Here is a 15880-nt window from a genome sequence, read left to right as displayed (position 1 = left end):
GAGTCTACAGCATGGCCGCCGGATCCACGTCGATCGTGACACGCACGGAAGAAGGAATGTCGACCAGCTTCGCCTCCAGGCGGGCGAGCAGCGGGGCGAGGGCCGCGTGGGAGGGGGCCTTGAGGAGCAACTGCCACCGGGTGCGGCCGCGAATCCGGGAGATGGGGGCCAGGGCGGGCCCCAGCAGGCGCACCCCCCACGAGGCCGGAGGCATCCGCCGGGTGAGGAAGTCCCCGAGCTGCCGGGCCACGCTGGCCGTCTGCTCGGCGCTCTCGCCCTCGAGCCGCACCGCCGCCATGCGGGTGTAGGGCGGCCAGGCGAGCACCTTGCGCCGCTCCAGCTCCCGCTGGGCGAAGCCGTCGAAGTCATGGACGAGCATGCGCTTCACCGGGTCCGCCTCGGGGTTGTAGGTCTGCACGAGCACCCGCCCCGGGTCCTTCCCGCGCCCGGCCCGGCCCGCCACCTGGGTGAGGAGGTGAAAGGTGCGCTCGGCGGCGCGGAAATCGGGGATGGCCAGCGAGGTGTCCGCCATCACCACGCACACCAGCGTCACCCCGGGGAAGTCGTGCCCCTTGGCCACCATCTGCGTGCCCACCAGCACGTCGATCTCCCGGCGCGCGAAGGAGGCGAGCATCTCCGTGAGACGCTCGGCGCTGGTGGCCGAGTCCCGGTCCAGCCGGGCCACGCGCGCCTGGGGAATCCGCTCGGCGACCTCCGCCTCCACGCGCTCGGTGCCGACGCCCATCTTGAGCAGCGGCCCGGTGCACTCGCGGCAATGGTCCGGCAGCGGGTGGGCCACGCCGCAGTAGTGACACACCACCCGGTTCTGCGAGCGGTGATAGGTGAGGCACACGTCGCACTCGGAGCACTTCACCGAGGTGCCGCACACCTCGCAGATGAGGAAGGTGCTGTGGCCGCGGCGGTTGAGGAAGAGGATGACCTGCTGGCCCTTGGCGATCGTCTCCGCCATGGCGTCGAGCAGCGGCGCCGAGAGGATGGGCGCCTCCTCCTGGACGAGCGGCTCGCGGGGACGCTCCTGGCGCAGGTCCACCAGCCCGATGGAGGGCATGGGCCGGTCATCCACGCGGTTCTTGAGCTCCAGCTTGCGGTAGCGGCCGCGGCGGGTGTTCTCCAGCGTCTCCAGCGAGGGCGTGGCCGAGCCGAGCACCACCACCGCCCCGGCCTGCTTGGCGCGCACCACGGCGAGGTCGCGCGCCTGGTAGCGCAGCTTGTCCTCCTGCTTGAAGGAGGGATCATGCTCCTCGTCCACCACCACGAGGCCGAGGTTCTCCACGGGAGCGAACACCGCCGAGCGCACCCCGACGGCGATGCGCACCGTGCCCTTGCGAAGGGCCTGCCAGTGGAAGAGGCGCTCGCGGTCCTTGAGGCCCGAGTGCAACACGGCCACGTCCGCGCCGAAGCGGCTGCGGAAACGGCCCACGAGCTGCGGCGTGAGGGCGATTTCCGGCACCAGCACGAGGCTGCCCTTGCCGTGCTCGAGCGCGCGCTCCACGGCGCGCAGGTACACCTCGGTCTTGCCACTGCCGGTGACACCGTGGAGGAGGAAGGGCTGGAAGCCGCCGGTGCCGACAGCCGTGTGGAGCTCCTTCACCGCCGCGTCCTGCTCGGGAGTGAGCTGCGCGGGACGGCCCTGGCCGAGCCCCTCCTTCACCCCGGGGGCGATGACCTCCTCGTCGATGCGGACGAGGCCGCGCTCCACCAGCTTGCGGAGCGTCTCACGGGCACCGGGGATGGCGTGGGCCACTTCCTCCAGGGGCGCGCGACCGCCCACCGCGAGGAGATAGGCCAGCGCGGCGGATTGGGCGGGAGCACGGCGAAGGGCAGCGGGCGCCTCGGTGACGAGCGCCACGGCGAACTCCTGCACGTCGGGCTTCGCCTCCTTCTCCATCTCGGCCTTGGTGAGCCCGGGGGGAAGCGCGCTCTTGATGACCTCGCCGAGCGGGTAGCGGTAGTGCTCGGCGGCGAAGCGCAGGAGCGAGATGAGATCCGGCGGGAGGGACGGCGAGTCCTCCAGCACCTTCATGATGGGCTTGAGCTTGACGCTCTCGGCCTCGGGAGGAGGCGTGGCGGGCCCGAGGAAGAAGCCGAGCGACATGCTGCGGCCAAAAGGCACGAGGATGCGCTGGCCCGGAGACAGCCGCCCCGAGAGCCCCTCGGGGACGACATAGGTGAACTCGCCCCGGACGGGACGGCCGACTGCAACGGAGGCGAGGTTCGAAGGGCTCACGGCGACCTGTGAACCACTGTAGCGGCGGTCCCTGACACCGGTAGTTTCTGGCCGGAGTGTTCACAGCGGACACATCCGTGGACACACAGGGCCATACCCACAGTGGAGAACGCGGTTCACCCCAGCCGAACCACGGGTTCTCGGCGCGCTCCATTCCGGACCGGAGCGCACGCAAGGCGGGCATGGCCCAGATGTCCGCGCGAAGAACCTCCAAAGGACCCCAGCGCGTCACGAGGCGCGCATGGCCGCTGACGAAAGCGCGCGCATATTGAACTTAGTAGCTGTCATGGCTCAAGCAGCTTCACCCTTGGGCTTCTGTGCCGAAGCACCGACGGCCTGCTGTCGCAGGAGCCGGACGAGTACGGAGAAGGCCAACTTCGGCGGGACTGCATTGCCGATGCAGTGCGCGAGGAGTCCTCGGTTCGAGTTCGGCCCGAAGTCAAACCAATCTGGAAAGAACTGCACCCGCGCCGCTTCGTGGGGAGTCAGCGTGCGCAGCTCCTCGGGGTGAAAATAGCGCCCCTGGCCGGGGCTACCGAACCCCGTGGTGATGGTGTGGGCGGGCTCGTGCCATTTGAGCTTCCCATACATCGCCTTGTAGCGGTGCGAGGGGTTGTCGCGATGGCATTTGGGCCGAAGATGGTTCGGCAAGTCGTAAGTATCTGGGTTCTCAAGCAGATACTTCGCCCTCTGCTCATTGGCGGGACTCAGCCGGGCCGGGGTGTCGAAGATCGACTGTTCAGAGAACTTCTTCTTCTGAAGGTCCTTGATTGCCCACTGCAGGGTTCGAGGCTTCTCGATCGGAGGAAAGTCCAGCAGCCCTTGGCGCTCCTCGCCACGGTAGGCGACCAGAATATGGCGGATGCGCTTCTGAGGAACTCCGATGTCGACCATGCGCACCAGACGGTGCGCCACCTTGTATCCCAGGTTGTCTCTCAGCCACTCCGTTGCTCGAATGAGCACCGCTCCGTGATCGCGGCGCACCCCCTGGACGTTCTCGATGAGGACGTAGCGGGGCTCAAGCACCTCGGCCGCGCGGACCATCACCATGTACAATTCGTTCTTCTTGTCGTGCCTACGGGTGTGGTTGTTGAGGTCTGAGTGACCCTGACAGGGAGGGCCGCCCACCAGGATGTCGACCTTGCCCACCTCGCGCCGCGTCTCTTGCTCCGCAGTGGACAGCGGCATTCCAGGGACTAGACCGAACCTGGAGAGGACGTCGCCTCGGTTGTGCTCGATTTGAGAGGTGAAGTTCAGGTCGTACACGGCACGAACGCGCTCGTCCAACTCCATGGCTAAGCGCACCTCAAGCTTCGCATTGATCGCGCGGCAGGCCTCCATGACTCCCAGGCTCAGTCCTCCCGAGCCTGCGAAGAGGTCGACCAGTCTCAATCGTTGAGTGCCGCCAAGAGGCAGCGGCCGGGCCCGGCTGCGCAGGAAGGCGGCATCGCCACCGTCGATTTGGTCCAGGTCGTCGCTCATCGCTTCGTGATCCCTGCCTTGGAGAACCGGCGGACCAGGGCTGCTGGGTCGCGCAATGCGCACTGCCATACCACGAGAACGTGATAGCCGAGTCGCCTCAGTGCCAGCGCTTTTCGGGCATCTCGCTGGCGGTTCGCGGCCAGCTTCGCTTCCCAAAAAGCGGTGTTGCTCTTGGGGACGGTCGCCAGATTGCAGTTCCGATGACCGTGCCAGAAGCATCCATGAACGAAGACCGCCCAGCGCGCTCTCTTGTTGGCGATGTCCGGGCTTCCGGGCAAGTCGCGGGGACAAAGCCTGAACCGGGCTCCCGCGTTCCATAGGAGCCGCCGGACTTCCACCTCGGGCTTGGTGTCACGCCGCCGCACGGCCTTCATCCGGCGTGAGACTTCTTCAGAGGGCTGTACCGCTGCGCGATGGCGTGTCACTCCGGAAGGATAATCACGCGGCACCAGGATTCAGCCGAGGAAGACCTGGAGGCTACGCGCCCTGCGCAACCGCTTGCCACCATCGGGAGGATGCTCGTGAAAGTTCCGTGGGTGCACCACACGACCGTGGGCTCGTTTGTCCTCCGTACGCTCAAGATCGAAGAAGTATACCGGCTCTCCCGCCGCCAGCCCACCAAGTCCCCGAGAAGGGCTCACCCCGTCGACGATAACGAGATGGCCGTCGGCGTTGCGCAACTCCACCGTGTCGCCACGGGATCCTGGTACGACACGCTCAAGGCTGCCCCACACGTCCAGAGGTGGCTCCTGCCCGGTAGGTTGCGGGTGAGGCCAAACCGTGGGGCCCCACTGAAGGTAGCGTCCGCACGAGGGCCGTAGGCGGCAACCTCGGCAGTGAGGGCCCGGCTCCGCCAAACTCTTCGCGCCGAGGGCCTTGCCCGCCGGGAGATCTTCGGAGATCGCCTTGAGCAGGGCTCGTGTCTCCTCACGTTCCGTGTCACCCCACGGAACCGGGTAACGAGCGTCTCCCTCCAGGAAGAGCCGTACGGACACTGAGCCGGCTTCTTCGGCGGCCAGGGCATACAACCGCACCTGGAGTGTCGCGTCCGGCAGCAACTGCCCCTCTTCATCGTGAAGGCGGCCGGACTTGAAGTCGACGATGTCAAGCGTGCCGGGCGCTGTCTGCTCGATGCGGTCGGCTTTTCCTCGGAGCCGCATCGAGGGGGCAACCAGCCATGCCTCGTCTCCCGTTTCAAGCCGTGTGGAGTCAGGTCCTTGGCCAGTGGGAACTCCCAGCAGGTCCCGCAAGGGCCGTGCGGGCTTGCTCTTACCCTGAAGCGCTAGCCGAGCTACCCACCGTCGAAGACGCAGCTCCCGAAGTTCCCAATTCCGGCTCCCCATCGCTTCACGCAGGGGGACGAGCGCCGCAGTGCTCGCCGTCCCGGAGAGCTGAAGCTCCGCCTGCTGTGTTGCCTCCGCGAGGAGGATGGCGCATGCCCCCTCCCGATTCAGCTCAGCCCCCCAATGGCCCTCGCTCAGTTCCCGCCGTACATGGTGCACGATGGTGCCGACCAGGGCATGAACGGTTGGTGGAAGAAGCATCGAGGCGCTCCTTTCGCCGAGTACCGAGAGCTTGCATCTGCCCAGCGCGCCGAACCGGGAGGGAGAGAAAAAAGCGGGTACCTCCACTCGTTCGATCGGACTCGGGAGAGGGTGAGGCCCCGTCATTGACCCCGAGCCTCGCTGACGATCTTCTCGCGCACCAGCACCTGGCGGCGCAGGAGGTTGAAGCTGTCCCAGCACAACGGCAGTTCCCCCTCCTTTTTTGCCTCCACATAGGCCTGCGCCAGGATCGTCCCGTCTGGAGGTCCGTCATCCTTGCTCCAGTCCCAGAGGGGGTGCCGGATGAGGACCCACGGGGTGAGTTCACTGCCCTGCTTCCGTATCCGGAAGGCGGGCACGTCTCCGAAGACAGTGCTCTCGCCACCGAAACGATCAGCCATCTGCCGCGCCAACTCCGCAGCGAGCTTCGGCCAGCGCGCCAGCTCCACGTACGCCTTGAAGTCTCCCTTCGAGAGGCCAACTCGATAGTCCGGGTCCACCATGGTCCGGATGAACGCCAGTCCCAGTTGCCAGTCGAGGAGCCCGTGGAATGGCTGATTGCCGTAACGTCGCATGCAGCGGTAGCAAGAGGAGTCGCACCCCGTATGCTGGCCGTCGAGAAACTGCTTGAGGGGGTACTTGTCCTTCTTCTCGAAGATGGACTGGATGAGGCTCGCGATGCGGGGCTGGCCTGCCTCTTGCTGAACGAGCCAGTTGCAGTAGCCTGCTCCGTTGACGAGGTGATCGGTGAGCTGTAGGAGCGGCCGGTGGTCGTCCCCCTTGTAGCGCCGAGGCTCCAGCACGTCGAACTCCTCGGGATCGATGTCCAGCTCGAATGCGGCCCGGCTGGCGATGATGAAGCTGGCCGAGATCGCCGCAGCGCGAACCCCAAGCCAGCGCGTCACGTCGTCTTGGGGCATGCCCTCGTCCACACTTGAGTGCAACCGGTGGAGTGCTAGTCCATCCGTCGTCCCTTGCGTGGAGAGGTAGAGGGAGTCCGTCGTCTTGGGTGCGGCCAGCCACATCTGCTTCTCCGCCTCTTCGGGCGTGAAGCCACGTACGCGCTTGTCCAACTCTCCGTCCGTGCAGACGACCTGGTGCTCGAGCTTCGCGCCCAGCAAGCTGTCCGTGCCCTGCTTCACGCGGAAGTAACGTCCCTCGGTTTCGTGGTTCGGTCCTCGATTGAGCCGGAATGTCCGGCTGTTCTTGTATTGGAAGGGCAACTTCCAGGTTCCTCCGGGGCCAAAGCCCTGGGCCTCCTCGAACTGGATCTGGTCCGCCTCGGCCTGAATGGAGCGATGGCGGACGCCGCTGTCCGCCTCCTCCTCCGTGGTGCGCGCGAAGAGCGGAAAGTCTGTCCGGAAGGCATTGGGCACACAGCAGAGCCGACGCGGGCCATTGAGGGCAGCGCCGCATGTGCACTTCGTGCTCGCCTCCTGCTTCGTGAGGTCCGTCCACGCTTGGCAGACCGTGCACTGCATCAACTCGAAGGTATGGCCGAACGCCGAGGTCTCAATGGCGTAGATGGCTTCTCCGCCCTTACGGGCGATGGGGTTGGTGAGGTTGGGAGTGAAGCCCACGGCCAAGTGCTCGCGTTTGTCGATGACGACCGTGGAGCCGGGCGCGAACTCGTAGATGGCGAGATCGAGATCCCGGTCCACAGTGCTCCACTCGCGCTGTCCTCCGTTGCGTCTCAGCCCCATGTACAACTCGCGGACACGGGTTGGCATGCCGTACATGGGCAGCAAGCCATACTCGGCCAGCACGTGCGCGAGCCCCGTCTGCTTGATCCGGTCCACGGCGGACCTCATGTGGGCCATGAGGTCCGGCACGTTCACCTGAAAGGTTAGCGTGCTGCCCTCTTCGAGCAGCCGCGCCAACTGCTCGGCGTAGCCCCGCGTTGCCTCAAGCGTTTTCTCTATCCGCGCCTGCCAAGCCGGGTTCTGGAAGAGGACCGTGGGTAGATACTCGCCATGGATGTCCGGTGGGATCATGAGGTCACCCGGGAAGGGCCGCCCCATCTTCCTTTCTTCCTCTCGCAGGCGCCTGAAGGCACTCCACAGCCACCCCTTGCGGACGAGCCGACCGCCGATGTTCTCCATCCGCTTGGTGAGGAAAGGCGTCGGTGGAATGTCCCCCGTCATGGCCTTCGGTTCGCGGAAATAGAAGACATCGTGGCTCTTGGTTCGGCAGATCGTCAGGGCCAGGGAGAAGGCCTGGCCACGGCGCCCCGCGCGACCCACGCGCTGTTGGTAGTTGAAGCGCTGAGGGGGCATGTTCGCCTGGAGGACGACCTGCAGTGGGCCAATGTCGATTCCCACCTCCATCGTGGTCGTCACGGCCAACAGATCGATCTCGCTCCTCCGCTTGAAGAGCAGGTTCTGTTCCCCGAGTACCAGCTCACCGGCTTCCGGGGTCTCGTCATTCGTGCCTTCGAGATCTTCCAGGCGTGGGACGAAGATGCCGCGGAACTGCCGCTGGCGCTCGGCGGGTTTCTCCGTTTGTCCAGTGAGTTCCTCGCAGTGGAGCCGGAAGGCTCCGTGGCCGCCCTCGTCGGCGACGACGGCTGCGCGCTGGATCCGGCGGGCCAGGAAGCTGCGCACGTGCAACTCACGGATGGGCTTCTTGTCCAGCTTGGGCCAGTCGAGCTTCGCGAAGCAGCGCGTGCAGACGCTGGCTCCTGGATGCAGGTGGACACGGGAGCACTGCGCACACCGGACGTAATGGGCGTCTTCCGGAGCAAGTTGGATACGGACATGGGGCATTCGGATGAGCCCATCCTTGTGTCCAGCGTCCGCCAGCAGGTCCAAAGCCGCTTTCAGCTGAGCCTCCCAGTCGGTGGCCCACACCTCCTGGGCGAACTTCTTCACCTTGGGGCCGACTTGAGCAGCCTCTCGCCACTCGTTGGGCATCTTGGATTGGCCCGTGGCGTCCTTCTCGGCGAAAGGACTCGGCCAATACCGATAGGAATCAGCCATGACCCGGAGCAGCGCGGCCAGCTCTCCGGCTCGCCGCTGCTTCTGTTCGCTCGTGCCTGGGAGCTGCTGGAGCGGCACCGTCACGTACCCCAGGCCCGACTCCTCGAACGAGAAGTACGTCTTGCTGAAGACGACATCCGTCATCACCCGATGCACCTCGGTGAGGAGCTGGACGCGGGCATTGTCCATGGCGAGTGCCTCGTCGCCCTCCTCGGAGCTTGCCCAGGTGAGCTCGCCGGTCGCGGGTTTCAGCGAGAGCAGCCGGTTCCACGGGAAGCGCACCGGCACGGTGCTGCCTGGCTGTTGGCCGGCGGGGCGCTCGACTCCCGCCCCATCGTAGGGGTGGACACCGCACCGGGCCATCTCAGCAATCAGAATGGGAACCTTCGAATCTGGACCGAGTTGCTCGGGCCTGGCGATGCCGATGATGTCGGAGAGCGAGGCGCTTGGGTCGAGTACATTGGCGAGCTGACTTTTCGTGGCGGCAAGCTGTTTCTCCAGCATCTCCTTGATGGAGGAATGCACCGCCGCAAGAGACTGCTCAAGCGCAGCGCACCTGTCCTCAAGCTCCGCCCGCTGACGGTCGCGTCCAGCAAGGTAATGTCGCAGCGTCCTCACGAGCAGCTCGCGGCGGATGTCCTGGTGGTGGTTCTTCTCGATGGAGAGCGCTGCCTTGGCCGCGTCCTGCCGGCTGTCCGAGAAGGACACCAGCTTGGGAGATTCCACCGGGTTCGAAACACGTTGCGCGTCGAAAAGTTCGGTGGCCAGGAGCTGCGTCGTCTTAGCAAAACCTGCCCGGAAGTTCCGCAAGGGAGACAGGCGGTAGCGCTTGTCGACCCGACCTTTGTACGAGGTGAGGCAGTTCGGGCAGGAGTAGGGCACGTTGGTGCCCGGGGAGTCCCAGTTGCGCTTGTGCCCGGCATCCGAGCCGCTGCTTTCGTAGTACCAGCCCTCAAGATGCCTGCCAGGGTCGAACTCCGAGTCCTTCACCTTGTCTCGCTTGAGGATGCCCCCCGTCTCTCGCTCAAGGACGGCCTTCAGCCACAGGCCCTTGTCCTTGTCATCCGTCGGCCCGTCGGAGGGACGGTTCCTGGAATTGGGCCAGAAGAGGGCGTATTGCTTCCAGGAAAGATCCTCAAAGCGCTGAGAGGCGGCGTCATCCGGCAGTCCCTCAAGCTTCGGTTCCTGGGGTAGGAGTTCGGCCAAGTAGGGGCCTCTGGAGATGTCGGCCCGCATGCCACCGAAGAACAGCTCGCCGCAGCACTCACAATAGACGAGCTCGAAAAGCCTGTGCTCCCGGGTACCCTGTGGGCTCTCGATGGCGATGCGGTGAGCCTGCTCGATGGTGAGTTGGCCCACTTCTGCCCGCCGTTCCTCCTTCGTCTTCGGAGAGCCGATACCCTTGTAAGCCGGGGCGTAGAGACCTTCGATGCTCCGGAAGAAGGTGTGTACGCGGAACGAGGGAAGATCGAGGCCCCTGAGGTAGCCGAGCTGCTTCAGCCCATCTGCCGCTCCGCGAACGAAGAGCAGCCCACGAATGGCTTCCAGGTGCTCCGTTTCCGTATGCCCTGCCTCCGCCGTGGGAGGCCCGAAGAGTTTCTCCGCCAATTCGCTCACGGGCTGTGCGCGCGAACGCCCCTCGTCCTGCTGCCAGCACGCCCACAGGAGGCGGTGGGTTGCCTCCGTGATGGCCTCGGAGATGGCTTGGGGCAGGGGCTTGTTCGCGCCGATGCCGAGGGCCGCACAGACGCGCCTCCACGCGCGCTCAAGGGACTCGATGCCGTCGGGAACCCTGGCGGACAGAGGCTGCGCCAGGAGAACGTCGGGGTCGCTCCATCCCGGGCTCTGGTGCGCCACGAGCAACTCGCGGAAGGGCTCTGGCTCCAGCCGCACCTTGGCGGGCTCGGTAGTGGGCTCGTACCTGCCTTTTCTCTCGTGCCCAGACACGATGGACTGACGCCACGACTCCTTGGACTGCTCCTCGCTCCGGTCCGCTGGGGGCAGTCCAAACGGGCCAAACATGTCCCACAGATACTGGGAACTCTTCTCTGCCTCCGTCGGCGGCGCGGCGGGAAGCGACGCGCTCGAGGCCAGGACACGGATCTTGCTCCGTTGTTTCGCGCTCTGGGTGAGGCCCAGCCGCTCAAGCAGCATTCGTAGAAGGAAGGACACCTCGGTGCCCGCGGCTCCTCGCTGCAGGTGCAACTCGTCGAGCACGAGGAAGAAGTACGCATCGTCCTGCTCAAGCCACCTGCGGGTCTGCTCAAAGATGGGTTCCTCGACCTCGCGGTTGAGCATGGCGCTCAACATGCTGACGTTGGTGATGAGGATGTCCGGCGGATCCAGCTGCATGTCCCACCGGTTCGTCATCTCCGAGCCGTCCACGGACGGGAACATGAAGGGCGAGTCGTCGACGCCGGTGGCGGACGGGGCCTGATGCGCGTCCTTGTCCGTCAACTGGAGTTGGGCGAGCCGTTGGTGCGTCGCCTCATCGGGAGCACCGAAGAGCTTCTGGTAGTCCTCAAGGAGGCTCGACAGGGAGCGCTTGCCCACCTCCGGCGCCTCCGCATACGAGAGGAAGGCCGCCGCCTCGGGGGCCGCGCCGTGCATCTCCCGATGTCCATCGAGTTTGGCGTGCAGGTTTTCCTGGGCCTGTCTGTCTAGCGCGTGGAGTCTGGCCTGGATCTGCCCACGCTCCAGGCCGACCATGTGCTCGAAGAGCTGGGTCAGGCGGCGGTTGCGGCGATCCTTCTCGTCCTTCCAGACGGCTTCGTACGCTACGTCATCGTTGGCGTCGGCCAGCTTGTGGCCCTTGATCTTGATGGACCCCAACTGCTTCGCGGCATCCTTTCCTTCCAGGAGAAAGGAATCCAGGCCGCGGGGGTTGCTCGTCGAGCCTGGATGGCCGGTGACCTCGGTGGCACCGATGTAGCGACCGAAGAAGATGCGGTTGCCATGGAAGTGCTCCTGCATGGCCTCGCGCGCTTCGGCGGAGTCGAGTGCCTTGCGCAAGCGAACGAGCTGGTCCTCGACCAGAGCGTTCATCGGGTACAAGACGAGGGCGCGGACCGCCGCCGTGCGTTTCTCGCCCGCTCGGTGCCGCTCGAAGGCAGTATTCAAAGGATTCTTCGAATCGGGCCGCTTCTGCTTGGGGAGCTTGAAGTGGCGCCGCCCCTTGCTCTCCTCGGAGTAGGGCTGGCCTGTCGTGGGATCCACCCACCAGCGATGCTCTAGATACCCCTTCTCGGGGGCGTCCCAGCTGATGGCCTCTTTGGCGAGCTGCGCCAGAAGGGGCAGCATGAAGGATTCCGTTTTGCCCGAGCCCGTGCCGGAGGTGACGACGCCAGGCGTGCCGGGCCGGACGCCCCTGTGCAGCATCTGGAGCTGGTGGCGGTAGGGCGCGTACTTCGCTTGCCGCTTCAGCGGCAGACCGCCCTCCTTCCGAGGCTCCGAACCAAACAGCCCCGCGAGCGTCAGCTCGACGAAGGCGCGTCGCGCTGCCTCGTCGAAGCCAGCCAGGGGCCCGTCGTGCGAGGTATTCGAGTAGAGTGCATCGAATGACAGCTCCGCGGGCTCGTACCGGGGAATGGCTTCGATGAGCGGCTCGGTGCAGAAAGAGCCGGGCTGGCGCAACAGCCGGCGCCGCTCCTCAGCCACGCTCTCGTCACCGATACGGAAGGCAGTGTCGAGATAGCTGATGTAGAGTTCGCGGATGCGCTCGAAGTTTCCAATGGGGTCCTGCATTACTCGACCTTCCTTTGAGTCCACGACTCGGGAACCGCTCGCGCGGCCAGGGGAGCGAGCTTCTTGCCGAACGGATAGACGTATGCGGTGACGACGGGGCGGCCCTTGCGCTCTTCGATGCGTGGACCGGGCGCCCCGGCGCCGACCACCGTGCACAGGCGGGCCAGCGGTAGCGGCAGGTGCAAGGGAGAATTGGCCATGGTCTGGAGTACTCCGCTGCCGTCGAGCGTGAAGGGAGGCCGCCCCGCTTTTTCAGCTGCATCCAGGAGCGCCCACGCTCGGGAGTAGCTCCAACCCACGGGTGTCCCTCCCCGCATGACGACGTAGATGGGGGAGCGCTGGCCGTCCTGGCGTCGCTCAATGCTCACCTCGCCCGGATCTTCCGGTGTCCGCTTGAAGGAGCCATTCTTCCAACACCAAGTTGCCTCGCGCTCGTACATCTCCGGAGGTACATCCCGCGAGAGTTCCTCTCGAACGGTGAAGTGCTGGGGGACGATGGACGCATCGGGCCAGTCGAGGAACTCAAGTGGGGCGAAGGCCAGTTCTTTGGAGAGGGCTTCGAACGGCTCCAGGGCTCCATTCTTCGCCTCCAGATGGAGGATGGGAGGTTGGAAGCGGTTGGGCGGCGCCGCGTAGGTCACCTCCAGGCCACGCTTCTTGCCCTCGGTCCCGACGAGCCTGGAGATCGTTTGCGGCAACAGGCCCAGTACGGTGCCACTGAAGCGGTTTCCTCTCCGGAAGATGACGAGCCGAGGCCTACGGGCGACGACGAGCGTCTGTCTGCCATTCATGCGCAGCATCGTGTCGATGGCGCCCACCTCCGCCAGCGCCCGGAGCAAGTGGTAGCGCAGCGAGTGGTGCTCGTCCGTATGCGTGAGCCGGGCCAGGTGTTCGTGGGCTTCACGCAAGGGAATGCCGCTGCGGTTATGCGCTATGGAGGAGAGAACATCTATCAGGAGCGCGGCCTCCCTGGAGTAATCACCACTCACCTGTTCCGTGTCCTGAAGGTACCTGTCCAGGTCAGCCGGTGCGCACTCAAGGCCAGCCGGGTGCACTGTGGAGCGTGCGGCTTTCACGTAGTCGGCGTGGATGGCCCGCACCTCGGGCCTCTCGGTGATGGGCACATACTCCGAGCCCTGCCGGACGAAGAAGAGGTCGGTTCGCCCCGAGAACGCACGCTTCCAATGACGCCGGTCCTTTTGAAGAGGTGAGAAGTTGCCATCCGGCAGGACCGGTTTATGCGTGTCACCAACAAAGACAACCATCGTCGGGGAGTTGTTAGGGCCGATGGCCAGCCACGGAAAACCATCGTTGGGAACGAGGGACATTTCTCCGACTCCAGGCCCTAGCCAGCGTGCCGTTGCATCGAAGAACAGCATGTCCATGGCGCGGCTACGGTCCTGGGTCGTGAAGCCCAAACGAATCTCGTCGACCGGACCGCTAAGGGGCTCAAGTCGGCGCGAGGTCGTCTCAAGCCAGAAGGCTCCGCTCGGCAGCCCTTTGTGGTCGATTGCGAGGCTCAATGCATCCAGGGAGGCCTTCGCCTCGCCCCGGCGCTCCAGGGCATATCCCTCGATGTGCACCTTCCAAGTCGCCGCCACGTGCAGCTCGTCTAGCGCATCAAGATCGAGCCCTGCGGGAAGGAGCCACTCCTCTACCTGCTGCTCGTCAGTGCCGCGTTGGCACGGCAACCACGAGCCGACGACGGCAACCTCGACCTTCTCGGCGCCGGGCGCGTGGATGCGTGGCAGGTAGCCGGTCAGTCGATAGAAACCACCCATCGAGGTGCGTAGCCCTCCCACGAAGTGAGGCCGCTGGGGCTCCGTCGTATGGAGAAGCGTGTAGACGCCCTCAAGTCCTTTGGGTGAGGAATCCAACTGGCGCAGCTGGCAACCTTCGACCTCACACCACCCCGAAAGCGCGCACTGATTCTTCTTCCCTCCAAACGCCCGGACGAAGGCCTCGACCCTGTCATCGCGGACGAGGGCGCGCTCGCACTCGGCCAGCTCTTCGCCATTGGCAAGCCGGTACTCACCCGTGATGATCCGTAACAAGGGCACGACACCACTCGCGAAGGTCCTCCGGGCCGCCCCCGTGAGCATCTGCTCGAACGGCTGCCGCGGCGAACGGGCGGAGGCTTCCGGTACGAGCCGGTAGCTGAAGTCTCCTGCCCTGAAGTCGAGGGCTTCGCGGGTGAAGCCGGGCTTGTCGGGGTACTGCTCGGTGCAGCCGACGTAGAGCTCAAGCAGGTCGTCTTCGTCGAAGTGAGCCATCAACGTGGTCTGGCCCGTGCGCTCTGGTCCGCTCGTACGTTCCAGGCTGGGCGTGCTCGTCTCCTGCACCACTGCGCGCCAGAACGGGCTCTCTCGTGGGTCCCGGCCGCTCTGCAGGTACTTGTCGAAGAAGCTGTCCAATTCCTTTTGGAATTCCTTGCCGAAGACCTGCTTCGAGCGGCGCAACGCCTCAAGCACCGGCGTGATGGGAGGTTTGTCCACGAGCAGATCAGCTTTCTCCAGCACCGCTCTCAGCTGTAGCCGATCCGCATGGTTGGGAAAGGCTAGGTAGAACGAGCGCCCGATGATCTTGCGATAGGTGTCGCGTGGGGGGAGGCTCAGCACCCGGTACCGGTCGCGATGGTGCTGCGTCCAGTCGGCAAGATCCTCCCAGACGTCTTCCAGGCTGCCGGACTCCCGGGTGGAGGAGAAGCTGCTGACCGGTTTTCCGAGCACCAGACCCATGCGGCGATAGAACCACCCCTCGTGCGGAGGGTAGCCCGATGCCACCAAGCAGGTCAGCCAGAGGCAGCCGAAGAAGTAGGGCTCTTCGTCGCTGAAGCGGCTCCAATACGCGTCGGGACTACCGCTACGGAGACGGTACTGAAGGTAGTAGCTCTCGAAGGTGCACCGCTCCTTGTCGAGTTCCTGGCGGATGGCGTCAGTGAAGGCCTTCAACACCTCCTGCGCACGCTCGGGGGACTCTCCGACGATGACGCAGAGTTCCTCAAGGGAAGCCGGGATGTTCCTGATCGGCTCCAGACTCATGCTTCTGGTGAACGTGTGTGCGAAGAGCCATTCGTTCCAGTCGGAGTAGGAAGCGCTGCTCCAAGGCTTCGATGGTACCGTCGATAGAATCGGAGCTTCTGGAACCACCGCAGTCATTCCCATGTTCCTGGAGGAAATCGGGTATCACCTTACCCCGACCCACCAGTGCAGCATACCCACTTAGGACGTATTGAGTTTTCTCGGGTCGCACCCAAGGCCTGAAAACACCGACGCGGCGAGTCAGGCTCCGAAGAGCCCGACCCGCCGCGCCATTGACGGCCCGCTCACGGGCCACGCTTCACTTCGTCATGCCCTCAGCGGCCTCAGACTCCGCGAGCACTCCCAGTAGGTGTACTCGCACGTGTCCGTCGAGGAATCGCACGGCACCCGCATCACCGTGATGAGCTCACACGGGTGCTTCGGCTCGTCGTTCACCGGGCTCGCCGGCACCTCGACCGGCGAGAGCGGCTCGGCGCCGTGGCTCTTGAAAGGCTGGCTCGCCTGCCTCGACACACCTCCTCGCGGCTGCTCCTCGTTCGTCTGCTGCGTCGGAACCTCCGGCATGCACACCACCGGCAGCACCGACGCCGTCCCCAACACCGCCCCCAGCACGCACAGCTTCGTTCGCATGAAACCCCCTTGCCGGCTGACCCCCTCCTTCACGCCGATGGCGCGTCGGTTCCGGTTCAGCGGCAAGGACGCAAACTACTCGCTGGGTCTGACATCCCCTCCGGCATCCCGTGCGGTAGAGCCCCTCCGTCCCAGAGGCCGGACGCCCCTCCTACCCTCTGTGTTTTCAGGTACTTACGAACCACTCCCACGAGGGCGGGATCACACTGGCCG

At 65.1% G+C, this 15880-nt stretch carries 7 protein-coding genes; all 7 read right to left on the bottom strand.

Going from position 1 to position 15880, the window contains the following annotated elements; genetic code table 11:
- Positions 1–4: 4 nt before the first annotated feature.
- The 7 genes from priA to BO221_RS40680 all read right to left on the bottom strand — a co-directional run bounded on the left by priA (position 5) and on the right by BO221_RS40680 (position 15667).
- Positions 5–2248 (bottom strand): primosomal protein N', encoded by a 2244-nt coding sequence (priA, locus tag BO221_RS40710; protein ID WP_073566327.1) that lies wholly within the window; start codon positions 2246–2248, stop codon positions 5–7.
- 291 nt (positions 2249–2539) lie between these two features.
- Positions 2540–3730: a DNA cytosine methyltransferase gene (locus BO221_RS40705; protein WP_073566326.1), complete on the bottom strand. Its 1191-nt coding sequence runs from the start codon at positions 3728–3730 to the stop codon at positions 2540–2542.
- Entirely contained in the window at positions 3727–4155 is a 429-nt protein-coding gene (locus tag BO221_RS40700) for a very short patch repair endonuclease (protein WP_073566325.1), read from the bottom strand. The genes BO221_RS40705 and BO221_RS40700 overlap by 4 nt, the downstream gene beginning before the upstream one ends.
- 30 nt (positions 4156–4185) lie before the next feature.
- The gene (locus BO221_RS57725) at positions 4186–5400 is read right to left on the bottom strand and encodes a PD-(D/E)XK nuclease family protein (RefSeq protein ID WP_083682224.1); all 1215 of its coding nucleotides are present in this window, start codon (positions 5398–5400) and stop codon (positions 4186–4188) included.
- Positions 5397–11996, bottom strand: a complete 6600-nt coding sequence (locus BO221_RS40690; RefSeq protein WP_073566323.1) for a DEAD/DEAH box helicase — start codon at positions 11994–11996, stop codon at positions 5397–5399. The genes BO221_RS57725 and BO221_RS40690 overlap by 4 nt, the downstream gene beginning before the upstream one ends.
- Complete coding sequence (locus tag BO221_RS40685) at positions 11996–15154, bottom strand: hypothetical protein (RefSeq protein WP_143195978.1); 3159 nt, start codon at positions 15152–15154, stop codon at positions 11996–11998. The genes BO221_RS40690 and BO221_RS40685 overlap by 1 nt, the downstream gene beginning before the upstream one ends.
- A gap of 189 nt (positions 15155–15343) precedes the next feature.
- Positions 15344–15667, bottom strand: a complete 324-nt coding sequence (locus BO221_RS40680; RefSeq protein WP_073566572.1) for a hypothetical protein — start codon at positions 15665–15667, stop codon at positions 15344–15346.
- Positions 15668–15880 lie beyond the last annotated feature (213 nt).

The organism is Archangium sp. Cb G35, from assembly GCF_001896145.1.
GTDB lineage: Bacteria > Myxococcota > Myxococcia > Myxococcales > Myxococcaceae > Archangium > Archangium violaceum.
This window is presented reverse-complemented; position numbering and strand designations above follow the sequence as displayed.

What these genes read in the sequence shown, in the direction of transcription:
- BO221_RS40680 (WP_073566572.1), bottom strand. Translation starts at nt 15,667, where the DNA reads ATGCGAACGAAGCTGTGCGTGCTGGGGGCGGTGTTGGGGACGGCGTCG.
- BO221_RS40705 (WP_073566326.1), bottom strand. Translation starts at nt 3,730, where the DNA reads ATGAGCGACGACCTGGACCAAATCGACGGTGGCGATGCCGCCTTCCTG.
- BO221_RS40685 (WP_143195978.1), bottom strand. Translation starts at nt 15,154, where the DNA reads ATGACTGCGGTGGTTCCAGAAGCTCCGATTCTATCGACGGTACCATCG.
- BO221_RS40690 (WP_073566323.1), bottom strand. Translation starts at nt 11,996, where the DNA reads ATGCAGGACCCCATTGGAAACTTCGAGCGCATCCGCGAACTCTACATC.
- BO221_RS57725 (WP_083682224.1), bottom strand. Translation starts at nt 5,400, where the DNA reads ATGACGGGGCCTCACCCTCTCCCGAGTCCGATCGAACGAGTGGAGGTA.